This is a genomic window from Halalkalicoccus sp. NIPERK01 (assembly GCF_030287405.1).
GTDB lineage: Archaea > Halobacteriota > Halobacteria > Halobacteriales > Halalkalicoccaceae > Halalkalicoccus.
This window is the reverse complement of sequence record NZ_JASVVV010000002.1, coordinates 475304-496860: the sequence shown is the minus strand read 5'-3', so window position 1 is coordinate 496860 and position 21557 is coordinate 475304. Positions and strand designations below refer to the sequence as shown.

24 protein-coding genes and 2 tRNA genes are annotated in these 21557 nt (G+C 66.1%); 10 read left to right on the top strand and 16 right to left on the bottom strand.

Annotated features, from left to right (window positions below):
* Nucleotides 1–123 precede the first annotated feature (123 nt).
* A complete protein-coding gene (locus QRT08_RS08670) occupies nucleotides 124–255 on the top strand; it encodes a hypothetical protein (protein ID WP_286045540.1) in 132 nt (43 codons plus the stop codon).
* A gap of 19 nt (nucleotides 256–274) precedes the next feature.
* Here QRT08_RS08670 and QRT08_RS08665 read toward each other — a convergent pair whose 3' ends face one another.
* Nucleotides 275–421 (bottom strand): DUF1328 family protein, encoded by a 147-nt coding sequence (locus QRT08_RS08665; RefSeq protein WP_286045539.1) that lies wholly within the window; start codon nucleotides 419–421, stop codon nucleotides 275–277.
* 186 nt (nucleotides 422–607) lie between these two features.
* Here QRT08_RS08665 and QRT08_RS08660 point away from each other — a divergent pair, with 186 nt between their 5' ends.
* Both QRT08_RS08660 and QRT08_RS08655 read left to right on the top strand, forming a co-directional pair.
* Nucleotides 608–1228, top strand: a complete 621-nt coding sequence (locus QRT08_RS08660; protein ID WP_286045538.1) for a DUF309 domain-containing protein — start codon at nucleotides 608–610, stop codon at nucleotides 1226–1228.
* A 40-nt stretch (nucleotides 1229–1268) separates the two neighbouring features.
* Nucleotides 1269–1568, top strand: a complete 300-nt coding sequence (locus QRT08_RS08655; RefSeq protein WP_286045537.1) for a hypothetical protein — start codon at nucleotides 1269–1271, stop codon at nucleotides 1566–1568.
* On the opposite strand, the gene azf is transcribed toward QRT08_RS08655, so the two are convergent.
* Together azf and QRT08_RS08645 are read right to left on the bottom strand one after the other, a co-directional pair.
* On the bottom strand, nucleotides 1556–2302 hold the full coding sequence (azf, locus tag QRT08_RS08650) for an NAD-dependent glucose-6-phosphate dehydrogenase Azf (protein ID WP_286045536.1): 747 nt from the start codon (nucleotides 2300–2302) through the stop codon (nucleotides 1556–1558). The two genes, QRT08_RS08655 and azf, sit on opposite strands and share 13 nt — an antisense overlap.
* 88 nt (nucleotides 2303–2390) lie before the next feature.
* Entirely contained in the window at nucleotides 2391–3002 is a 612-nt protein-coding gene (locus QRT08_RS08645; protein ID WP_286045535.1) for a translation initiation factor IF-2 subunit beta, read from the bottom strand.
* 96 nt (nucleotides 3003–3098) lie between these two features.
* Here QRT08_RS08645 and QRT08_RS08640 point away from each other — a divergent pair, with 96 nt between their 5' ends.
* Together QRT08_RS08640 and QRT08_RS08635 are read left to right on the top strand one after the other, a co-directional pair.
* A complete protein-coding gene (locus tag QRT08_RS08640; RefSeq protein ID WP_286045534.1) occupies nucleotides 3099–3443 on the top strand; it encodes a dihydroneopterin aldolase family protein in 345 nt (114 codons plus the stop codon).
* Nucleotides 3444–3503: 60 nt separating this feature from the next.
* Complete coding sequence (locus tag QRT08_RS08635) at nucleotides 3504–3959, top strand: DUF5790 family protein (RefSeq protein ID WP_286045533.1); 456 nt, start codon at nucleotides 3504–3506, stop codon at nucleotides 3957–3959.
* Here QRT08_RS08635 and QRT08_RS08630 read toward each other — a convergent pair whose 3' ends face one another.
* Nucleotides 3960–4694, bottom strand: coding sequence for a creatininase family protein (locus QRT08_RS08630; protein ID WP_286045532.1), 735 nt, complete (start codon nucleotides 4692–4694; stop codon nucleotides 3960–3962).
* A gap of 86 nt (nucleotides 4695–4780) precedes the next feature.
* Between QRT08_RS08630 and QRT08_RS08625 the strand changes: the two genes are divergently transcribed.
* Complete coding sequence (locus QRT08_RS08625) at nucleotides 4781–5113, top strand: DUF5789 family protein (RefSeq protein ID WP_286045531.1); 333 nt, start codon at nucleotides 4781–4783, stop codon at nucleotides 5111–5113.
* Here the strand turns inward: QRT08_RS08625 and QRT08_RS08620 are convergent.
* Both QRT08_RS08620 and QRT08_RS08615 read right to left on the bottom strand, forming a co-directional pair.
* A complete protein-coding gene (locus QRT08_RS08620; protein WP_286045530.1) occupies nucleotides 5110–7023 on the bottom strand; it encodes an ABC transporter ATP-binding protein in 1914 nt (637 codons plus the stop codon). The genes QRT08_RS08625 and QRT08_RS08620 overlap by 4 nt on opposite strands.
* A gap of 51 nt (nucleotides 7024–7074) precedes the next feature.
* Nucleotides 7075–7557, bottom strand: a complete 483-nt coding sequence (locus QRT08_RS08615; protein WP_286045529.1) for a DUF192 domain-containing protein — start codon at nucleotides 7555–7557, stop codon at nucleotides 7075–7077.
* An 84-nt stretch (nucleotides 7558–7641) separates the two neighbouring features.
* Here QRT08_RS08615 and QRT08_RS08610 point away from each other — a divergent pair.
* Nucleotides 7642–7715 (top strand) — tRNA-Val (locus QRT08_RS08610).
* A 426-nt stretch (nucleotides 7716–8141) separates the two neighbouring features.
* Here QRT08_RS08610 and QRT08_RS08605 read toward each other — a convergent pair.
* From QRT08_RS08605 to QRT08_RS08585, 5 genes are all read right to left on the bottom strand, one after another.
* The gene (locus QRT08_RS08605) at nucleotides 8142–8702 is read right to left on the bottom strand and encodes a DoxX family protein (protein ID WP_286045528.1); all 561 of its coding nucleotides are present in this window, start codon (nucleotides 8700–8702) and stop codon (nucleotides 8142–8144) included.
* A gap of 161 nt (nucleotides 8703–8863) precedes the next feature.
* Complete coding sequence (locus QRT08_RS08600) at nucleotides 8864–10009, bottom strand: DegT/DnrJ/EryC1/StrS family aminotransferase (RefSeq protein ID WP_286045527.1); 1146 nt, start codon at nucleotides 10007–10009, stop codon at nucleotides 8864–8866.
* A gap of 5 nt (nucleotides 10010–10014) precedes the next feature.
* On the bottom strand, nucleotides 10015–11028 hold the full coding sequence (locus QRT08_RS08595; RefSeq protein ID WP_286045526.1) for a lipid II:glycine glycyltransferase FemX: 1014 nt from the start codon (nucleotides 11026–11028) through the stop codon (nucleotides 10015–10017).
* A complete protein-coding gene (locus QRT08_RS08590; protein WP_286045525.1) occupies nucleotides 11025–12638 on the bottom strand; it encodes an alkaline phosphatase family protein in 1614 nt (537 codons plus the stop codon). Before QRT08_RS08590 ends, QRT08_RS08595 begins: the two co-directional genes overlap by 4 nt.
* On the bottom strand, nucleotides 12635–14566 hold the full coding sequence (locus QRT08_RS08585; protein ID WP_286045524.1) for an asparagine synthase-related protein: 1932 nt from the start codon (nucleotides 14564–14566) through the stop codon (nucleotides 12635–12637). Before QRT08_RS08585 ends, QRT08_RS08590 begins: the two co-directional genes overlap by 4 nt.
* A 312-nt stretch (nucleotides 14567–14878) precedes the next feature.
* Between QRT08_RS08585 and QRT08_RS08580 the strand changes: the two genes are divergently transcribed.
* Together QRT08_RS08580 and QRT08_RS08575 are read left to right on the top strand one after the other, a co-directional pair.
* A tRNA-Phe gene (locus tag QRT08_RS08580) sits at nucleotides 14879–14952 on the top strand.
* A 512-nt stretch (nucleotides 14953–15464) separates the two neighbouring features.
* Nucleotides 15465–15599: a DUF7503 family protein gene (locus tag QRT08_RS08575; protein ID WP_286045523.1), complete on the top strand. Its 135-nt coding sequence runs from the start codon at nucleotides 15465–15467 to the stop codon at nucleotides 15597–15599.
* Here the strand turns inward: QRT08_RS08575 and QRT08_RS08570 are convergent.
* Nucleotides 15596–17710, bottom strand: a complete 2115-nt coding sequence (locus tag QRT08_RS08570) for a hypothetical protein (RefSeq protein ID WP_286045522.1) — start codon at nucleotides 17708–17710, stop codon at nucleotides 15596–15598. The genes QRT08_RS08575 and QRT08_RS08570 overlap by 4 nt on opposite strands.
* Nucleotides 17711–17955: 245 nt before the next feature.
* Here QRT08_RS08570 and QRT08_RS08565 point away from each other — a divergent pair, with 245 nt between their 5' ends.
* Nucleotides 17956–18654 carry a DUF7504 family protein gene (locus QRT08_RS08565; protein ID WP_286045521.1) on the top strand — a complete coding sequence of 233 codons (699 nt, stop codon included), beginning with the start codon at nucleotides 17956–17958 and terminating at the stop codon, nucleotides 18652–18654.
* Nucleotide 18655: 1 nt separating this feature from the next.
* Here the strand turns inward: QRT08_RS08565 and QRT08_RS08560 are convergent, their stop codons facing one another.
* From QRT08_RS08560 to QRT08_RS08545, 4 genes are all read right to left on the bottom strand, one after another.
* Nucleotides 18656–19636: a hypothetical protein gene (locus QRT08_RS08560; RefSeq protein ID WP_286045520.1), complete on the bottom strand. Its 981-nt coding sequence runs from the start codon at nucleotides 19634–19636 to the stop codon at nucleotides 18656–18658.
* Complete coding sequence (artA, locus tag QRT08_RS08555) at nucleotides 19633–20523, bottom strand: archaeosortase A (protein ID WP_286045519.1); 891 nt, start codon at nucleotides 20521–20523, stop codon at nucleotides 19633–19635. Before artA ends, QRT08_RS08560 begins: the two co-directional genes overlap by 4 nt.
* A gap of 301 nt (nucleotides 20524–20824) precedes the next feature.
* Complete coding sequence (locus tag QRT08_RS08550; RefSeq protein WP_286045668.1) at nucleotides 20825–21115, bottom strand: DUF5615 family PIN-like protein; 291 nt, start codon at nucleotides 21113–21115, stop codon at nucleotides 20825–20827.
* A 72-nt stretch (nucleotides 21116–21187) separates the two neighbouring features.
* On the bottom strand, nucleotides 21188–21466 hold the full coding sequence (locus tag QRT08_RS08545) for a DUF433 domain-containing protein (protein ID WP_286045518.1): 279 nt from the start codon (nucleotides 21464–21466) through the stop codon (nucleotides 21188–21190).
* Nucleotides 21467–21557: the final 91 nt, after the last annotated feature.

The window sequence follows — 21557 nt, the reverse complement described above, 5'->3', positions numbered from 1 at the left end:
GGAGCGTTCCTCTCGAACGCGGGTTCGGACGCCACGACGACCGCGCGAGCGACCGCGTCTCGACCCGCTCATGTCAGTTTCGTCAAGTAAAACATTTACCGTGGTAACGCTAGACACATGTGTATGCAAGAGCACTACTGTGGGTGGTGTGGAGCGAAGACCATCGGGTCATACGATGGGGAGACGTGGACCTGCGGTATCTGCCACGGCGCGGACCACATCCCCGGACGATCGGGTCACTACAGCCTCTCGTAACCCCTGTGGGGCCGGCGCCTCACAGGAGGAACGAGACGACCGCCAGGACCAGAAACGCGATGACCAGCCACTTGGCGATCGTCATCGACATTCCTGCGATCCCGCCGGCACCGAGAGCCCCGGCGACGATCGCGAGGATGAAGAACAGGATCGCGAGTTCAAGCATGACTCACACCTTCCCGTTCGTTCGCGACGCTCGTCCGTACGTGCGCCGTCTGTCGACCGACATGAGTGATGTTCATGCCACCACTATCAAATACGACATATCGGAGATAGGCGGCGCTTGCTAGTGCAGGCCGGTTATACCGGGACCGACCGACAGACGCTACTCGGCGCGGGGCGAACGAGTCGTATGGACCGACCGCTGCGAGCGGGGATCGCCCTCTACAACGCCGGCTTCCATCACGCCGCTCACGACGCGTGGGAACCCGTCTGGCTCGACTGCCCCGAGGGCGACGACGAGCGCCTGCTCCACGGACTGATCCAGTACACCGCCGCGATCCATCACGCCCGGACCCGCAACTGGGCGGGTGCGACCGGACTCGCCGAGAGCGCCCGCGGGTACCTCGCCGGCCTCCCCGACGACTACCGCGGCGTCGACCTGGTTTCCGTCCGGAGGGCGCTCGCCGCCCTCGGAGACGACCCCGAGTGGATCGAACGGGCGCGCCCGCCGCGACTCGTCCACCGGGGAAACGTCGTGTCGCTCCCGGACCTCGATAGCGAGGAGTGTCTGCTCGTCGCGCCGATCCTGGCGTCGGCCGGGGGCTACGACGCGTCGCTCGTCGAACGGGCCCGCGAGTACGCGAGCGAGGCGCTCGAGGCCGGCGAATCGAGCCCATTTCTCGCGCTCTGTGTCGATTTCGTCCGGGAGCCGACCCATCGCGATCTGGTCTACGGGCGACTCGCGGATCGCGTCTCCCGACGGCGGTCGCGCGAGCGCGACGTCGAGGGGCTGTTCGATCCCGGCAGGTGACGGCAACACGCCGAAACGGATCCGGCCCCAATCCAGGGGTATGCGCTACAGCACGGCGGACGGCGACGAGATCCGCGTCTTCACGACGGTCGGGGAGATCGACGACGACCCCGACCGGCGCGTCGAGTTCGAGGAGGTGACGGTCTCGGTCAGTCAGAACGAGATCGAGGGGCGACTCCGGAGTCGGACCGACGAGGAGGCGGTCGCCGACCTCGCCCGGAGCGACCGGCCGGCCCGGATCGAGATCGAACCCCACGACGGTGCCGAGACGCGGGTGATCGAGGCCCGCGTCAGGAACCCGGCGGGCGAACTCGAGATCACCGGCGTTCAGTCGGTGTAGTCGGCGGAGTTGTCCCGCGGGTCGTAGCCGAGCACCTCGCGGGCGCGCTCGATCGAGTAGTACTTGCGGTCGTTGTCGGAGATGCCGTAGACGATCTCGTAGTCGTACTCGGCCTCGAGACAGCGCTCGAACAGGTGGGCACAGTCCCTGTGTGAGAGCCACATCGCCTGGCCGCGCTCGTAGTCCTTCGGCGGGTGGCCCTTCGTGAGGTTGCCGATCCGAACGCAGACGACGCTGAGGCCGTGTTCGTCGTGGAAGAACCGCCCGAGGGTCTCGCCGGTGGCCTTCGAGACGCCGTAGCGGTTGCCGGGCCGGGGGAGTTCGCGGCCGTCGAGGAGGAACTCGTCGTCCGGGCGGTAGATCTCGGGTGTGCGCGCCTCGGTCTCGTAGGCCCCGACCGCGTGGTTCGAGGAGGCGAAGGCGAACTTCTCGACGCCGGCGTCGACCGCCGCCTGCATCACCGTGTGGGTGCCGTCGATGTTGTTCCGCAGGACGCTGTCCCACGGCGCTTCCGGGCGGGGGTCGCCCGCCAGGTGGATCACCGCGCCGACGCCCTCCATCGCCCCGCGAACGTCCTCGTAGTCGAGGATGTCGGCGACGAAGAACTCGCCGGCGGGGTCCTCGTCCGGCGGTTCGCGGTCGAGCAAGCGCCACTCGTAGGCGTCGGAGAGCCCATCGAGAATCGCGCGGCCGACCCGTCCCTCCGAACCGGTCAGCAAGACGGGAGCGTCCATTCACGCTGAGAGTCGCCTCCGAACCCTATGAAACGTGCGATTTACGCCGCGATCAGTCGATTCGGCGGCAACGGGGTGAACGTAAGGGCTACTGGGAGACCCGCGCGAACGCGAGGTTGCCGCTGATGTTCTCGATGTAGATCGTCACCACGTCGCCCTCGCTCGCGCCGGGGACGAAGATGGTGTACTTCCCGCGCTCGGCGACGCCGTCGCCCTTCCGGCCCGTGCCGGTGATCTTGACCTCGTAGGTCTGGCCCTCCTCGACGGCCTCTCGCTGCTGGGTCTGGGAGGTCTGGCGGCGCTTCGTGACCGGGCGGAACGCCCCACACGCGTCACACCGGAGCATGGGCGTGCGGTCCTCGCGGACGAGTCGCGTGTCGGGCAGGCCACACTCGGAACACCGGACGTACTCCTCGACGTAGCTCGAGACGGCGGCGTCGAACTCCTCGCCGCCGAAGTTGCCGTTGTACCGCCCGCGGCCGTTCTCGAACTTCCCGCTGGTGCCGAGTTCGCGCTGGATGAACCGGTGGAGGTGTTCCGCCTCCCGGTTGAGGGTGTCGGCGATCTCACCGAGGTTCGTGAGTCGGGTGAACGCGCCGTCCTTCTGGGCCTGAGCGTCGGGGATCGAGAGCCGTTCGCTCTTGCCTTTGATGTCGGGGACCTCGTCCATCGCCCTGTCGAGGCTCGCGCTGTAGTCCATACCGGAAAAACGAACCGAGCGCCTATAGGGGCTTCGTGACACCGTGGCCCACCCGCGCACCGAAAGCGCCTTTCCCCGACCCCACCACGCTCCGGTATGCCGACCGACAGCGAGGTCGCCTGTTTCGAGGCCGGGATCAAGTTCGGCACGCTCTATCACCAGTTCACCGGCACGCCCGTCGACCGCGAGAGCGCTCCCGGCCTCGAACGCGCCATGGAGGAGGCCATCGAGAACCAGCCCCACTGCGTCGAGGCCTCGGTGACGATCCGCGAGGACCGACTCGACGACGCCATCGACCCCGCGATCGGCTACACCGAACTCCGGGGCCCGTTGATGGACGCCGAGATCACGGTGGTCTACGAGGGGATCACGGCCCGCACGAGGATGGAACTCGAGGAGGGCTACCCCCGGATGCGCGTCGAACGCGTCGAGCGCGAGTGAGTTTCACTTCCGCCTCGCGGTCGGGTCACTCTTAAAACAGTTCGGGTCGAACCCACCGCCATGAGCCAGTCGACGCTCGACGACGACGAACTGCTCGGCGAGGCCGCGAGCGAGATCCGCGCGGACGTCGAGGAGAACGTGGCGGCCGCCCGCAGCGAACTCCCCGCGGCCGACGCGATCTGGGAGACCGGCGCCGAGAACACCCTCGGCGTGCTCAACTCGCTCAAGTCCTCGCTCGACGTGGGCGAGGCCGCCGACCATCTGCGCGACGCCCGCAAGTGGTTCATGGTCGGCGAGCGCGCCGACGCCTTCGAGGACCCGGACGCCTTGGAGGAGGAACTCGACGACCTCGCAGAACTCATCGAGACGGTCGAGGCCGCCCGCGAGCAGGTCGGCGAGCTCGCACGCACCGTCCCCGAACTCCGCGGCGAACTGGAGGAGACGGGGACCGGCGAAGGGGGGGATGGCGACGAGAGCGAAGCCGACGAGGACGGAGACGACGAGACCGAGGAGTGATCAGCGTCCCAGCGCGCCGAGATCGCGTGCCTCGATCGCCTCCAGGAGTTCGACGAGCGCCGCGCTCGCGAGCGCGAGCAGTTCCTCGCCGCGTTCTCTCGACCCCTCCCCGGGATCGCCGACGACGCCGTTCTCGGTGAACTCCGCCGAGTCGACCGCGAGGTTCACCCGCGAGACCCACTCGCCCCAGCGCGGGGCGGCGCCTTCCCGAGCGTCCTCGATCCGGTCCTCGCGAACGAGGTCGGGCGCGACGTGGCGCAACAGCGCCGTCTCGAGCGGGCCGCCGTGGCCCATATCGCTCCTGTGCTCGCCGACGCCCTCGAACCAGGTGAAGGGAACGGCGTAGGCCGCGTCGTGGCGGCTGATCGTCTCACAGACCTCGCCCAACGCGGGGACGTTGCCGCCGTGGCCGTTGACGACGACGACGCGATCCCAGCCGTGAGAGGCGAGGCTCGCGACCGTCTCGCGGACGTAGGAGCGAAAAGTGTCGGGGCTCACCCACAGCGTCCCCGAGAACTGGCGGTGTTCCTCCGCGATCCCCACGGGGATCGAGGGTGCGACGACCACCTCGCCGTCGTAGGCGTCGCCCGCGGCGTCGGCGACCGCCTTCGCCGTCTCCACGTCGGTCCCCAGCGGGGCGTGGGGGCCGTGCTGTTCGGTGCTGCCGACGGGCAGCAGGGCCAGGTCCGTCTCCGCGTCGGCGGCGTCGGTCCACGTGGCCTCCGAGAGGTGCATGAGGACGGATCGCGGGGCGGCGAGTTAGTTCCGGCGGTAGCTGCAGGAGGAACCGTTTTGTGTGCGGGCATCGACGTTCGAGTGCTATGAGCGACGACGATTCCAGAGAGCAGGGCGTCGAGTTCGGCGAATTCGAGGAAACCATGGAGGAGATCGACTACCCGATCGACAACGACGAACTCCTCGAGCAGTACGGCGACGCCGAACTCGAACTCTCGGGCGAGCCGACGACCCTGTCGGAGGTCCTCGAACCCGTACAGGACGAGGAACAGACCTACGAGAGCGAGGAGGACTTGGAGACGATGATCATGAACATGGTCGGCGACGACGCGGTCGGCCGCGAGGGCTACAGCGACCGGGGCGGCTCGGCCGAATCCGAGGGAATGGACGAGGAGCGCGACGGACAGGAGTCGTTCTAGTCGTCGCCCGCCTCGGTTCGGGCCTGGCGTTTCGCCGCCCGTTCGATGAACTCCTGCGGGAGTTCGTCGATCTCGCCCGCTTGAACGCCCCAGAGGTGGGCGTACAGACCGCCGTTCTCGAGGAGTTCGTCGTGGGTGCCGCGCTCGACGATCCGGCCGTCCTCGAGGACGACGATCCCCTCGGCGTCCTTGATCGTCGAGAGCCGGTGGGCGATCGCGAACGTCGTGCGGTCCTCGGTCAACTCGTCGAGACTGCGCTGGATCAGCATCTCGGTCTCGGTGTCGACGTCGCTGGTCGCCTCGTCGAGGACGAGGATCGCGGGGTCCTTGAGGATCGCCCGCGCGATCGAGATCCGCTGGCGCTGGCCCCCCGAGAGTTTGACCCCGCGCTCGCCGACCATCGTGTCGTAGCCCTCGGGCAGGTCGGCGATGAACTCGTGTGCCTCGGCGGCCTTCGCCGCCTCGACGATCGCCTCGTCGTCGGCGGTGAACGTCCCGTAGGCGATGTTCTCCCGCACCGTGCCGTAGAAGAGGAACGTGTCCTGGCTCACGTAGCCGATCGACTGGCGCAGGCTCCTGAGCGAGACCTCGCGGACGTCCTGGCCGTCGATCCGGATGGTCCCCTCGTCGACGTCGTACATCCGGAGCAGGAGTTTCAGAACCGTGGATTTCCCTGCCCCGGTGGGACCGACCAGCGCGGCGGTCTCGCCGGGTTCGACGGTGAAGTCGATCCCCTCGACGATGGGTTCCTCGTCGTAGCCGAAGGTCACGCCGTCGTACTCGACGCGCCCCTCCTCGACGACGAGGTCGGTGTCGGCGTCCTCGGCGAGCACGCCGGGTTCGTCCATCAGCCCGAAGATCCGGGCGCTCGAGGCGTCGGCGCGCTGGTACATATTGATGATCTGTCCGAACTGAGCCATCGGCCAGATGAGCTGCTGGGTCAGCGTGATGAAGACGACGAAGTCGCCCACCGAGAGCGTGCCCGAGAGCGGGCCGGGCGCGCCCGCGAAGATCCAGTAGCCCCCGACGAGGAAGGTGAGGACGAACCCGATGCCCGAGATCGCCTGCAGGGTGGGGAAGAACTTGATCCGCGTCCAGATGGCGTCCCAGTTGGCGTCGTAGTACTCCATCGAGGCGTCGTCGACACGGTCGTCCTCGTAGCGCTCGGTGTTGCTCGATTTGATGACCTGAATCCCGCCGAGGTTGTTCTCGAGACGGGAGTTGAGCGCGCCGACCGTCGCGCGCATCTTCGCGTACTTCGGGCGGATGATCGTGACGAAGGCGTAGGTGAACGCGGCGATCAGCGGGACGGGCACGAGCGCGACCAGCGCGAGTTGGGGGTTGAGCGTGAAGAGGATGGCCGCGATCGCGACGACCATGACGAGCAATCGGGAGGCGGAGTTCAGCCCGTCGTTGAGGAAGCGCTCGAGCTGGTTGACGTCGTTCGAGAGGATGCTCATGAGTTCGCCGGTCTGCTTATCGGAGAAGAACTCCATGCCGAGGCGCTGCATCTTGTCGTAGGTGTCGACCCGGATCTCGTGGGTGACGTTCTGGGCGGCGGCGTTCCACCCCCAGTTGCGAAGCCAGTGGAAGACGGCACCGAGGAGGAACGACCCCGCGATGATCCCGACGGTCAGGGCGAACTGTCCCTCCTGGGTGGTCGGGAGCCACGCGTCGGGGACGAACCGGAGGCTAAAGGCCTGCTCCTGGAGGAAGATCGAGTCGATCGCCAGCCCGAGCATCAGCGGTGGGATCAGGTCGAGCAGTCGGGCGAGGAGGCTCGCGAGGATCCCGACGGCGTACTCGAAGGCGTTGTCGAGGCCGTACTCCCGAAAGAGCCGACGGATCGAGTCGTCCACCGTCGCCCGTTGTTCCGCGAACGGGTCGTCCTCTGCGTCGTGGACGGCCATTACCGCTCTTCGGGGACCGACGTTAAAAAGGGTTGTTACGAACCGAAACCGTCAGTACTCGATCTCCACCCGGTCGCCCTCGGTGATCCCGTTCTCGGCGGCGTAGCCGTAGTCGACTTCGAGGACCCACTTCGCCTCGCCGCGATAGCTCCTCGTGTCCGAGCCCTCCTCGACGGGTGCCTCGTGGATCTCCGTGACCGTCCCGTCCTCGCCGACGAAGATCATGTCGATCGGGAACGCCATGTCGCGCATGACGAAGCTCTGGGTGCTCTCGCGCTCGAAGACGAACAACATCCCCTCGTCGGATCCCAGCGAGTCGTGATCCGAGAGGCCGGTGTAGCGTTCCGGCGGGGTGTCGGCGACCTCCGCCTCGACGGTCGCGAGCGTCCCGCCCTCCCGGTCGGTGATCGTCACCGTCGCCGTCTCCTCGCTGCCGGTGACGACCGCGAGCGCGCCCAGTTGGTACGCGAGCGTGAGGACGAGCGCGCCGACGAGGACCACCGCGAGCGCGAGCGGCAGCCGGCGGGAGGCCATGTCCGTGTCTGGGCGCGGTCGGGGGTAAGCGTTTCCGGTCGAGAGGGAAACCGTTATTCGCCCGCGGCGATTTCACCCGTTCGAGGGTTCGTGGTCTAGTTGGTCATGACGCGGCCTTTACAAGGCCGAGATCGGCGGTTCGAACCCGCCCGAACCCATGGATTTTGTAACGAACGGACGTGAGGAGCAAATCCATCCCGTGAGGGCGGTTCGAAGCAGGGAGCAGCTCCGCTGCGACTGAGGTTCGAACCCGCCCGAACCCACTCACCTCACTCGGTCCCCTCGTTCGGTGTGACACCCCGTTGCGAGTGCCTATCGCGAGGCGGTCTCGGGTGTGAGTCTCGCTGTATGCAACGGCCTGAGATCACGCTCTGTGGTGCCCGGAAGGATACACGTCTCCTGAGAGCGGAGCGCGGAGATGCCGTCAACGGCCTGGTCGCCGTCCGGTGGTCGAGCGGATAGCCAACAGGCATCCATGTGACGATCGAACCCCCGATCCGGTCATGACGGACGGGACTGATCGAGGGGGCCTTTGCGTCCAGTGAGGCGTCCGTCTTCGGCGGATACCTCTGAGCCCGTTCCGTTCACCTGAGGACGTACTCCAGCCAGGGGTGCCTCTCGAGGAGTGGTTGCCCACCGACCTCGTACTGTTCGACGTAGGCGTCGAGTCCGAGGATCCGGCCGGCACCGAATGCGGCGACCGAGAGGAACACGAGCATGTACATGAAATCGCTGTTGATCGGTCCGTGGGCCAGATCCCAGTTCCCGAAGTAAAACATCAGCATCATCAGTGCACCGAAGAACGCTGCCAAGCGGGTGAGAAACCCGACGATGATGCCGAGTCCGATCGCGACCTCGCCCCACGGAACGGCGATGTTGACGAACTCGACGAACCAGGGGGTCTGCCCCATCCAGAGGAAGAGCCCTTCGAGTGGATTCCCGTTCACCCCGGCTACGCCTACCAAGTATCCTTCTGCGGCGAAATCACCCAGGACCTTCTCGACACCGGAATAGAGGAACGCGAAGCCGATAACGAGGCGTAATGCGAGGACGAACCACGCACTGAGTGAGTGGGCCCGCCCTTCGACGGTAGTGCCGGCGATCGTCGAACGAAACACGTTCCGATGCTCTCGAGCGTCGCTCATTGTGGTCTCTATCTAGCCACATACACTCGTTATTTATAAGTATGCGCGCTATCATTTCACACGACCGTCCACACCGCACTCGGAGCGAGTGTCGGCGGTAGCGTTCGTGAGAGCATGGAGTTCGCAACGAAGTCCGATTCGTGGTACGACGGGAGCCCCGTCTACACGCCGTCTCCGCCGAGTCCGTCACGGTCGCGCAGGTCCAGCCCCTGGTGGACCGGGAGCGTGTGGAGGTGCGTCGAGAGGGCGTTCTCGGTGGCGAACGCCTCCTCGTCCCGGACCTCGTGGGGCAGGGGTGGCCACGGTTTCCCGGTGCCCGACAGCGGGCCGAGGTCGTCGGGGTCGTCGACGAGCGCGGGATAGTACTGCGGACAGGCCCCCTCCGAGAGCGACTCGAAGACCGGTTCGACGCCGTCGAGGTCGCGGATCTCCCGGTCCCAGATCCGGTAGTTCGCCCGGCGGGCGGCGATCACGTCCGCGGGATCGGTCCGGTCGAGGACGTGCAACGAGAGGCGGGACATGGGGACCTTGGTGGCCTCGTAGATCGCGCGGGGATCCTCCTCGACGTCGTGCGTGTCGACGTGCCCGTTCGCCTTGTGGGGCCGCCGATCGTTCATCCAGCGAACCGTCGAGAGCGCCTGTTTGAGGACGGGTCGGCCGCTCACCGACCGCCCGAACGAGCGCGCACAATACCGGTAATCCGCCTTCGTGTATCGGTCCCGGACTGCCGACCGGGTCGCCTCCTCGTCCGGAAGGTCGTCGTTTCCGAAAAAGAGCACCGCGCCGTTCGGGATCGGGAGCGTCTTGTGGAGGCTCGTGATCCCGACGTCGCCGACCGTCCCGAGCAGTCGTCCGTCGAGCGTGCTCAACGCGGAGTGGGCGTTGTCGTCGATCGTGTACGCCTCGTACTCCTCGCACAGGCCGGTGATCGCCGCGACGTCCTCGCGCGACTGGGGCTGGCCGAAGTAGTGGGCGAACATGACCGCGAGCGTCCCCGGATCGAGCAGGTCCTCGATGTGATCGATATCCGGACGGAGCGCCCGATTACACCCGTAGTACCGCGGTTCGAGCCCCGCCTCGCGGAACGGCTCGACGATTCCGTAGGGGAGGTACGCCGGGAGGACGACGTTCGTCGCCTCGGGTCGCTCGGCGAGCAGGACGTCGATCCCGTCGCGCGCCGCGACCTTCCCGTAGCCGTACAACGAGTAGCGTGACGCGCCGTGTCCCTCGAAGTACGCCCGAATGCCGTCGCTCCTCGCCCGGCCGAACACGGCTCTCGGGCTGAGTCGAGGGGTTGAACGGGTCATCTGGACTACCGAAACGGCAACAACGTTCGGGCGGTGTTGACCGCCTCGGCGCGCGGCGACCGTTTGAGCGCCCCGTGGTAGGTCGCCAGGTCGGGGGCGAACTTCGATTTGTACCGGCAGATACGGCGCTGGTTCGCGCCGACGAAGTCGTAGCGCTCGATTCCCCGCGACTTCGCGTCGGTCATGACGTGCCAGTCGAGCAGGTCGTTGACCGGGATCTCGGCGTCGCCCTTCGTCCCGCCCTGCCAGCGGTAGATCGTGTCCTTGTGCTCGATGGCGACGATCCCGCCGGCCATCTCCCCCTCCGAGTTCCAGCAGGTGTAGGGCTTGACCTGTCCCTCGGGGAACCTCGTGTGGAGGCGCGTGACGTACTCGTCGTCGATGAAGTAGTCCATCCCCTGATCGTCGTGGCGCTCTCGGACCCGGTCGATGATCTCCTTGGCCTCCGCGAGGCCGCCGATCTCGATCCGGTAGGCGTCCTCGTCGGTGTTTCGGATGTTCGAGCGGGCGTCGCTCGAAAGCTCCATCAGGAGGTCGTCCTCGCTGGGGGTCAGGTCGGTGACGTAGGTGTAGTACGGTTCGACCGCGTAGCCCTTCTCCTTGAACGGCCGGAGGTCCTGGTATCGGTCGACCGTCCGGATGTGCGTCAGGTCGGGATCGAGGTTCTCCTCGATCCACTCGTGACAGGCGTAGGCGAACCGGCGGTTGCGCCGTTCCTTCTTGCGCTGTTTGAGTTGGTCGGCGTCGAGCAGCGCCGCCCCGAGGTAGTAGACCTCCGTGTGTGATGGCGGCGAGACCACCACCGTAAACGGCCCCTTTCGCTCCTCGAAGACGGGGAGGATCCCGACCGCCTGCTGGCCCTTGTAGGCCACCAGCGGGTGCAGCGTCGTGTCGGTGTGGTCCGCGAGCAGGGAGATCCCCTCGCGCTGGTGGAAGGGACCCGCCGCCTCCGCCCGCTTCACGTAGCTGTCCCACTCGTCGAGTTCCTCGTCGTCCGCACGTCGTACAGTGATACTCATTCGTTTCCTTCCAGATATCCGAGCGCCGATAAGCGGTCTTCGATCTCCTCGTCGGCGGTCTCTTCGACCGTTCCATCGAGGCGGGGGTACTCATATTCTTCGGTTGGCCCGATGGCGGAAAGAACGCTGCCGTCCATCCGGTCGCTCCTCGGGATCCCGAGCGCCGCACAGACCGTCGGCGCGACGTCGAACAGGTGTGCCCCCGAGAGGTCCGCCCCGGCGTCGACACCCTCGCCGCTGATGGCGATCATCCCGTGGAGCTTGTGGTTGTACGGTTCGGTCGGCGGGCCGAAGACCTCGCCCTTGAAGTCCGCCGAGAGGAACTGCTCGAAGTCGTTCGGGATCATGACGACGTCGACCCCCTCGTCGGCGTAGGGCCCCCAGAAGAACTCCTCGCGGGGGCCGACCTCCTCGAACATCGCCTCGCCGTCGGGCGTCTCGATCCCCGAGAGGGCCTCGATGAGTTCCGTGCGGACCGATTCGTACTCCTCTTCGGGGACGATCCCGTCGGGTTCGCGGCCCTCGACGTTCATCCGGAGGCCGAGTTCGATCCGCGAGCGCATGTACGCCCGCGAGGCGGCGAAGTCGACCTGCTCGTTGCCCGCCCGCCGGGCGTCGGCGGGGACGAACCGTTTGACCAGTCCCTCGAGGCCGACGGTTCGAAGCGCCTTGCCCGCGCGCGCGGGCGTGATCCCGACCTGCGCGGCCGCGCCGATCGCCCGGCCCGCCAGTCCCGGCGAGGGTGCCTTCGCCTCGCTGCCCTCCCGGAGTTGGCTGTTCAACATCGGGAGCCACGCCGGCATCCCCGACCCGCCGGTGGTCGTCTCGACGTAGCCCTCCCGGTCGAGGAACTCGTTGACGCGGAGTTCGTACTTCTCGTAGGGTCCCATCCCGTGATCGCTCGCGACGATCACGGTGTCGGGGTCGCACGACTCGAGCAGATCCCCCACTTCGTCGTCGACCGCCCGGTAGATCGCCTCGACGTAGTCCTCGCGGCCGGGGTGTTCGTGAAAGACGCTGTCGGTCCCCTGGAACTCGACGAAGCCGAACTCGGGGTCGTACTCGTCGGCGAGGTGGCGAAAGGCCGCCCCGCGCATGCGCACGAGGTCGACGTACTCGCCGGGCTGGTCGCGTTCGGGGTCGGGATACACCCGATAGTCGCCGATCGCCTCGCGCAGTTCCTCGAGGGTGCCCTCGGGGTGACACCGCGGGTTCTCGGGGGCGGTGTAACCGGGGACGATCGCGCCGTCGATCTCCGGCGGCGGCGCCGTCACGGGGACGTTGACGACGACGCTCGTCATCCCGTGGTGGGTGAGCAGGTCCCAGAGCGCCGCCTCGCGGACGTGCGTGGCGTTGACGACGTCCCAGTCGTAGCCCTCGTAGTGGAGGAAGCCGAAGACGCCGTGTTTGCCCGGGTTGACGCCCGTGTACATCGAGGGCCACGCGCTCGCGGTCCACGGCGGGATCTGCGATTCGAGCGGGCCGCTCGCGCCCTCCTCGATGATCGACTGGAGGTTCGGGAGCGCGCCCTTCTCGAGGAGGGGATCGAGGACGCCATCGCAGGCGGCGTCGATCCCGATCACCAGCGTGTCCAGTCGACCGTCGCTCATCGCGAGCCCTCCTGCGTGATCGGGGGCCGGTGGTCGGATCGGTTCGGTCGGTCGTCGGTCTGTACGCCGGCCAGTCGATGAGTGAGTGGCATGGTGAGCACGGTTAGGAGGGTGTATAGCTCGACTACGTTGTCCTGCCCGTCGAGGTGGGCCTGGTAGCACGCGCGGACGTCCTCGAACTCGAGGAAGTCCAGCCCCTCGATGACGTCCGCGTGGCCTTCGATCGCCCGCCAGTAGAAGTCGTCTTCACGGATCAATTCCGCGTCGTTCACCCACGAGCCGTTGCTGAGGTAGGGCCGTGGCGGGTTCTCCTTGGCGACGTGTTTCCGCCAGAGCGCCTTCAGCTTCCGGCCCGCGAAATCGACGGGAAACGAGTGGCCGAGGCCGATCCCGGCGTCCGCGTGGGGGATCGACGCGAGTTTCGGGTTGAGGCGCTTGACGGCCGCGTCGATGACGTTTCGTCGCAGCCGATAGCGGATCGGCATCCGGAGCGAGAGGTCCACGAGGCGGTTGTCGAGAAACGGCGTCCTGTAGGGCAGCATCTCGTGGAGGCTGTTCTGGAAGATGATGTCGTCGTCGTTGCTCAGCGGGAAGTAGCCGCTACAGTAGACGAGGTCCTCGATCGATTCGTAACGGACGCCGTGGTGGACGATCTCGCCGTCGTCCCAGTAGATGTTCTCCTCGAGCGTCGAGCGCAGGTCGTTCGGGAACGGGAGGTTGTCGTCGCTCGGCGCGCCCGCACACAGCCAGTCGATGAACTCCGGGAGGCTTTCGAGTTCGGTTTCGAGGGGGAGCGTGAGGTTCCCGACCGGGCCGAGGTCGTAGGTCGGGGACGGTATCGCGTGGCCCTTGAACAGCGTGTCGGCGTACATCCCCGACAGCAGGACGTCCACGCGCGCCGTGATCTCCTCCTCGAAGCCGGTCGCGTACCCCTGTGTGAACCAGCCGTTGAAGTTCGAGAACGGCTGGTTGCGAACGAGCGCCTTCTCCTGGTAGTCGTGGTCGCGCCGCAGGAACACGAACTCGTTGCCCGACTCGATCGCGACGCGTTCGGCGGTGCGGGCCTCCCGACTCATCCAGCCGGCCATGTGAAACGCCGTGATCCCGGGACCGAGGGCGGCGAGGTTCAGCCGCGAGTCGCTCCCGCCCGAGAGCAGGACCCCGTATTCGAGGTCGTCGCGGCGCCACTCGTCGACGAGGCGGGTGAATCGCTCGGTGAACTCGTCGACGAACGTCTCGAAGGGCGCGTTGCGCGGTCGATAGCGGGGGCGCCAGTAGCGTTCGACGTCGATCGACCCGTCGTCGACGTTGACCGTCGTGATCGAGGCGGGCTGGAGTTCCTCGATCCCCACGAGCGGGGTCTTGACGCCGAACGGGCGGCGATAGACGAGGTACTCGTGGAGGTAGCCGAGGTCGAACTCGGTCTCGACGTCGGGGTGGCTCGCGATCGAGTCGATCTCGGTCGCGAAGACGATCCCGTCGCCGGGGGTCGCGTAGTAGATCGGGACCGTCCCGAGGCGGTCGGTGAAGATCGAGAGGTCGCCGGCCTCCCGGTCGTACAGCACCCCGACGCAGTTGCCGTTGAGCCCGTGGACGAACTCGCGGCCGTGTTCGGCGTACAGGTCCGCACAGTACCGGACGCTGTCGCGGTGTTTCGGCCGTGGGGTGTGGCCCGTCGTGCCGCCGACCGGGGTGTCGTCGAACCCGTAGACCTCGCCGAGCACCCAGATCTCGACGCCGTCGTCGGTCTCGATAGGCTGCTCGCCCGAGAGTATCGGGTGTGTGCTGAGTTGGAGCGATACGTCGCCGTCGCGCCGTTCGGACGCGACGCCGTGTTCGGGAACGTTCGACCGCGTCGTCGGCAGCTCGTGGCCGACGGCTCCTCGAAGCCCGACCATCCGCTCAGCCACCTCCTGCTGACCGACCATGGTTCCTACTGCACGGGCGAGGGGATTCAATGCTACGGTCCGCCTCTACCGGTATGTCGCCGTCGATTTCGTACACACCTACTGTCATGTGTGTCGATCGGCTTCGCTCCGTGTTTATTATAGAGGCTGTAACCCGCGGTCCATTCCCGGGCGGACAATGGTGCGTAGGCACAGCGGAGGGGGCCGACCGCGCGTGTCCGCCGGCCGAGAGACGCCCGATAAGGGGGTCGATAACGCACGACGATCGATCCATCGGGCGGTTGCGGCGGCTTTCGAAATCCTTTTTGGGGCGCTCGCCGTCGCTTCGGACGGGCCGCCTTAGCTCAGACTGGGAGAGCACTCGACTGAAGATCGAGCTGTCCCCGGTTCAAATCCGGGAGGCGGCATGGCTTCTCCGGCGGGTCGCCGCCCGGCGCGCCGGCCAAGCGATCCGTGGCCTCGTTTCACTCGTGGACCCCACCCGCGGCGGCGGCGCTCGTGACTCGCTCGTTCACCGGGTACCCCCCCCTCGTCCCGGGCGAGCGTCCCTTTTCGCTCTACAACGTGTGTGCCGTGGTTCCGGCGGCTAGTACGACGGGACCACCCCCGAAATATCGGGAAACGGCACTATCAGAACGGCCGATAAGTGTTCGTTGTCGAGTGATATCACCTATAAAACACTATCAAAAAGAGAAATATTTATATATTACATATAAGTAAGATATGTCAATAATACCGACAGATATTTCATCCAATTTGAGGAATACACTCGGAAAGAAGCCGGTCCTCTCCCACGGTTTGCTATCCTCTAATATCTGTAACATCTTTATTGCCTATTTGACTCAAGTTAAATGACTATATTTAGTAACACCAATATTCGAATAAATTCATATCAGTGGGCGTCCATGCGTCTATTGCGATGTCCGAAGACAGCATCAAAACGTACCTGGCGAACCACCCACGAATGACCGGCGTCCTGTTCACCCTGCTGCTGCTGCTCACGCAGGCGGGGAACGCGGCAGCGGGCGGCGGTTACGTTACCGCGGGACCCTAGTTGAAGTCCTCGACAGAAACCTGATCACTCCAGTATAGCTCACCATTGATACGGATCGGAACTATCGACGATCGTAGAAACAGCCGTAGCTCTTCCGCAGAACATCGGAATTCCCGTAATAGACCGGAGTTGATGTAGTGTTCGTTGTTCCCGCTTATCGTTGGATACACGATGCTTCCCATCCCCTCGATGCTCGTTGAGTAGGCTCTAACGCTGACCTTGTATCCTCCTTGTATCTCGTTTACCGTATATACGAGTGCGGCTCCTCCTTCGGCTTGCGTCACTGACACCCCACCATCCCCCACGACGATGTACTGTTCGCCGATGACGTTCTCGTCTTTCGCCACCTCCAGGGCCGCCCGCAGGGGGAAGCCGTTGTTCAAGAGCCGTGCTAGCGTCGATCCGATCGCCACCGCACCGGTATTGACCACGTCGGTCAGGGTGACGATCCCGCCGATCGCCCCGCGGTCGATCAGGGCCATCCCCTGGTCGTAGGACCGACAGCCGTTGAGCAGGAACGCGTCGACGCCGACCCCTTCGAGCGTGGTCGCGTCGAGGCGGCCGTCCGGACACTCGAACCCGTCCGGTTCGATGTGCCCGATGTAGTGGAGGTAGTCCACGTCCGTCTCGAGGACGGTCCGCAGTCGATCGCGCGTGAGGTCCCTGTGGACGGCCACGTCGAACGGCAACTCGTCGCGCGAGCCGTAGACGTCGTCGACGAGGTCGCGCTCCTCGTCCATCTCCGGGTCGTTACAGACGACGGCGATCGAGATGTCGCCGCTGGACTGTTCGCGCGCGAGGCGGTTACGATAGGCCTGCGGGGTCGCCTTGCTCGCGCCCATCGGCGTCTCGCTCCCGACCCACGCGTGTTCGAGCGACTCGGTCCGTGTCGGCTCGACGTACGACTCCGTCCGGGAGGCCGTCGCGGCCGCCGCCTCTCGGGTGTCGCGTGTCGCCGAGTTCCTGAGAAAGCCCTCGATCGCGGTCGTCTCCGCCTGTGCCGACTCGACCCGTTGGGCGTCCGGCGTTCGGATCACCGCGAGATCGTTGACCAGAAACGGCAGCATCTCGATGCTCGTGGGGGTCGTCGCGACGTGGGAGGTGAGCTTCCACTCGGGGACGTGTGGTTCGACGATCGAGTAGGGCACCGAGAGGTACGCCTCTAGCTGGTCGGCGATGGGCCGGTCGTACAGCGCCGCGAAGTCGAGATCGACGCGGCGCTCGATCGCCCGGCGCTCGTGTAGGTCGATCGGGTAGAGCCCCTCGGTCCGGGTGACACAGTCGAGGAAGAACGACTGTTTCAGCGTTCGCTCGACCTCGCTTTCGAACGCGCAGCCGGTTCCAAAGTCGTGGACGAACCCCGACGCCGTGCGGATCCGCGCCTCGTCGCCGGGTTCGACGGTCGCACCGAGGTAGTACGCGAGCGGGGCGACCACGTAGGCGTGGCGCAGCGTCGGCGGGACCTCGATCGTGATCCCCGTCTCCGGCGGCGAGAGCCCCTCAGGGATCGAGAGCGCCGGTCCGCGCTCGACCGTCGGAGGATGGCCCCGGAGCGTCGGATACGACCGCTCGGGGCTCGTCGTCTTCAGCGCCGACCCGAACGTCGAGATCGCGGCCATCACGTCCTCGGGATCGTCCGTGGTGGTGACCGTCGCCGCCGGCCGGTCGTGTTTCGAGCGCGCGCCGATCGCGACGGCCGTCCACTCGGGGAACTCGATCGCCATCCGCGAGGCGTCCGCAGTGATCTCGAAGGGGCCATCGAGCCGGACGTAGAGCTTCATCGGTGCGCACAGTTCGAGGCTGTACGATCCCGCGGGGAACGCCCGCTCTGCGAACTGGCCGGTCTCGGCGAGCATCCGTCCGTCGGCGTCGCGAACGTAGACGGCGATCACCGACGGGAGGGCGATCCGGTCGGTCCCGACCGTGACCGCGCTGTCGACGGGGAACCGGAACGACCCCCCGTCGGTGTGCGTCGGCGTGTCCGACCCCGCCAACGACAGCGAGTATCGCCGTCGCTCGACGGTGTCGACGACGTCGAGCGTGCCGTCGCCGTGCTCGAATCGAATCGCCGCCGACTCGGCCGGCCGTCCGCGTGGAGCCGATAGAGTCATCGCGTCACGGTGTGATATCACCGATATCGAACAAAAAGCTATCGACCCACCTCTTATAAGCGTCCGAGCCGGCGAGACTGATCGAGCGGGGGTTCCGCGGTCCGGTCCCTGCCGACGGCCCTTCGACCCGTTCGGTACCGTCGGGGTCGAGCGGCGGGACCGGCGCTTCGCCCCGTCTCACGGCGGCTTCCACGCCGAACGGGCGCAACGTTTATATTTTAATCCGTTGAGACTACGGTGAGAGGATGCCACGAGAGCACGGGTCGGATGGGTCGGCATACGAGGAGACGACGGCGCTCGTTCAGGAACTCGACGCGCTCAAACAGCACGGCTCGAACCTGCTGGTCGTCGGCTCGCGGATGCCCGCCGCCCACGGAGCGGCCTGTCGGCAGTTCCTCGGCGAGGCGACCACGCAGGCGCGCCGTCGGCTGTTCGTCCTCGCGGACCCCTGTACCCCCGAGTCCGGGCGGCTTCCGACCGGATCCGACGATCCGAACCGGTACTCGGTCATCCGGTACGACGCGACCAGCAGGAGCGCCGCGGCCGCCGCGGCGCCGTCCTCGACGCCCGTTCCCGAGCGTCGCGTCGAGGGGGGCCTCGGCTCGCTCGGACTCGACATCTCCGAGGCGATCGCCGAGTTCGAGGCGACGAGCGGCGGGCTCACCCCCGCCGAACTCCGGCTCTGTTTCGACTCGCTCACGCCGCTGGTCTCGGAGTACGACCCCGAATCGCTCTTTCGGTTTCTCCACCTGCTGACCCACCGGGTGCGGTCGGTCGACGGGATGGCCCACTACCACCTCACGACCGACCGGTCCAACCGAACGGTCGCGCTGCTCGAACCGTTGTTCGACGCGGTGATCGAACTCTGCCTGCGCGAGGACACCCTCTATCAGCGCTGGTACCTGCGCGACAGCGGGCTGACGACCGGCTGGCTTCAGCTGTAGTTCAGACGTCCCAGTAGACCTCGTCGGCACGGTGGCCACGGTCGTACGCACAGAGTCCCTCGCCGGCGACGCGCCGCACCCGGAGGTCGTCGTACAGCGTCGAATCCGTGTAATCGAGGAATGTCACGGGAACCCGCAGTTCGTCCCCGTCGCGGACGACGCTCGCGAGGCCGTTGTAGACGTGTTTGTGCCGCCGATCGCGCACCCAGAATCCCGCGAGCGGCGGGCTCTGTTCGGTCGCCGATACGGAGTGAATCGCCTCTATCGCCCGATACGCGAGTTCGTAACAGAACAGTCCGGTCGACCCCTCCTCGAGGAGGGTTCCGAAGTCGGTCGGCCCCTCGAACGGTTCGCGCAGATCCATCGCTCCACGGATGACGTTGTCCTGAACGGAGCCGGCCACGTACCGTGAAACGTCGTAGTGACCGTGTTCTCGAAACCCGGTCTTGAGCCCCTCGACGAGCCTCTCGCCGTCCGTCGGCGGGATGCCCCCGAAGCGCTCGACGACCGCGGGTGCGACCGTCTCGGAGACGCTCCCCCGCAGGGCCGCCGTCGCGAGCGGGCGCGGCGTCGTCTCGGCGAGACGGTCGAAGAACCCATCCAGGGAGTGGTACTCGTAGGACGTTTCGGCGACGAGTGCCGCGGCGTCACGAAACAGGGCCCGTGCCCCCGCCGGAGTGCTCGGGAGGCTCTCGGGCCGCGCGTCGAAGGGATACTGGCGCCAGTCGCCGGTCCTCGATCGGTCGATCCACAGTCCGTCCTCGCCAACGTGGTACGCCGTCCCGCCGTCCCCGATCCGGCCGCCGAACGCGCGGTGTTCCGCGAGGAGGGGGTCGAGGTCCTGCTCGCGGAGGTTCGTCCCGCCGCCGACGCCCCCGTAGCCCAGCACCACGTTGTCGATCGCCTTCGCCGAACCGAGCGCGAGGCCGCCGATCCCGAGCGTCCCGAGGAGCCGTCGGCGGGTGATGCGGTCGCGGGTCATCGCCCGCGCCCGAGGTCGTGTTCCTCGCCGGTGACGAGGAACGCGAGGTCCTCGACGATTACGTAGAGTTCGGGAAGCACCTTGACGACGGCCCACGCGATGGCCAGCAGCGCGAACACCGCCAGCCCCTGCGAGAGGATCCGGTCGGCGACGAAAAAGGAGACCCGGATCGGGTCCTCGACGCCGAACAGCCACATCACGGGGCCGGCCAGCGCCGCCTGGTCGAACAGCTGGTGGCCGATCGAGTAGGCGATGAAGACGTTGCGCGCGATGTTGAGTACCCAGATCGTCGAGACCGCGATCGCGAGCGCGGCGAGCCGGCGCTCGATGGGGGCGCGCACCGCCGCGATCAGCCCGCCGAAGATGGCCATGCTGCCGATGCCCGTACACGCGAAGACGATCCGCGTCGAGTATTCGCGACCCGAATCGAGGGTGAACGCGAACGTGTTGCGCAGGCCGGCCTCGTCGGTCTCGAAGGCGGGGGTCGACCCGAGGAGTTGGAGGCCGGCGTAGGTCTGGTCCGCGACGACCTCGATGAGGGTGTCGTGGAACGCGGGGATCGCACCGAAGGGCAGGTAGATCAGCCCCATGACGCCCACCGCCCGCGAGAGGACGAGCAGGGAGTCCCGGCCCCCGTGGAGGCGGTGGGCGACGTAGACGCAGGCGGGGACGGCGATTCCTGCCAGTATCGCCTCGACGATGCTGCGGTGCTCGAAGACGAAAAACGGGACCATCAGCAGCCAGAACAGCGCGAACCCGACCCAGGCGGCGGCCGTAATCGACCGCGCGGCCGAGCGCCCGCGCCGGTCGGCGGCGATCCCCGCGAGAAAGCCGCCCATGACGACCCAAATGAGGACGTCGGTCACGGGCGTCAGGTCGGGGAGCATACCCGATCCTGGCGCGCAATCCTAATAGATCTGTTGGGTTATCGTATGTAATTAGAGTGCGGTCGCTCGTCGGTGTGGCGCTCGAAAGAAGTGGAGTGCGTCAGCGGGGACCGGACGGAAATTTGGGTCGCTAGTGAAAAATAATTAATATATTATTTCCGAGGGGAGGCGGATCGAATACGAACATGGGTGATCGAGAACACACTCGCTGGATCGCAGACCCCGCGGACGAGTGCGAATAGTCGTGTGTCACACCGCCTAATCGAAACTATCGAATAGGAGAGAAGTGTGAGGTGTCTTCTCAGTCCGTGCGCCACTGATCGAGCCACACGAGTTCGTCCGCGAGTTCGTTGAGTGGATAGTACGACAATATGCGTTCGAGCGTTCCTACCGCGTGTTCCGGGTGGTTGCGGAGGTAGTTAGCGTCGGTGTAGATCACGATGTCGTCGTGTTCGATCGACCGGCCGGTCTCCCCACCGAAATCCTTCCTGTCGTGTGTGATGAGAACGTACCCTTCGGTAGCACAGTATCGGAGTAGTTCGTCGTCACGAGTGTTCTCGCCGAACACGTCCTTGGTCCTGAGGACAGATATCCATGGGACCGGAGCGTGGTGATGAACACGCTGGGGACGTGCTCGTCGGTTAGAAATGCCATCCGTTAATCGTCATTCGACTGGTTTCGGGGGCGAGAGAGCGTTCCGTTCGAGAGACTCCTCGGCGTCCGCGTGGCGCTTTCGGACCCGGCGCAGCTCGTCGGGGTGGTCGTGGTAGTACGCCAGTGCGGCGTAGATCGCCCCGATCGAGACGTTGAGCTGGTCTGCGATATCGGCCGGCGAATGATCGCCCTCCACGACGAGTTCGTACACGTCGAGGACGCCGATCCGCGTTCCCTCGATGCGAGGATCACCGCCGAGGATCCCCTCCGTCCGGACGATCTCCGTCATAGTCGTAGTAACTCCCGATCCGGTATAAGCAGTTGGGTGGATCCCGTCGCTGGTCGGATAGCGCTCGAAAAAATGGAGTGCGTCAGCGGGG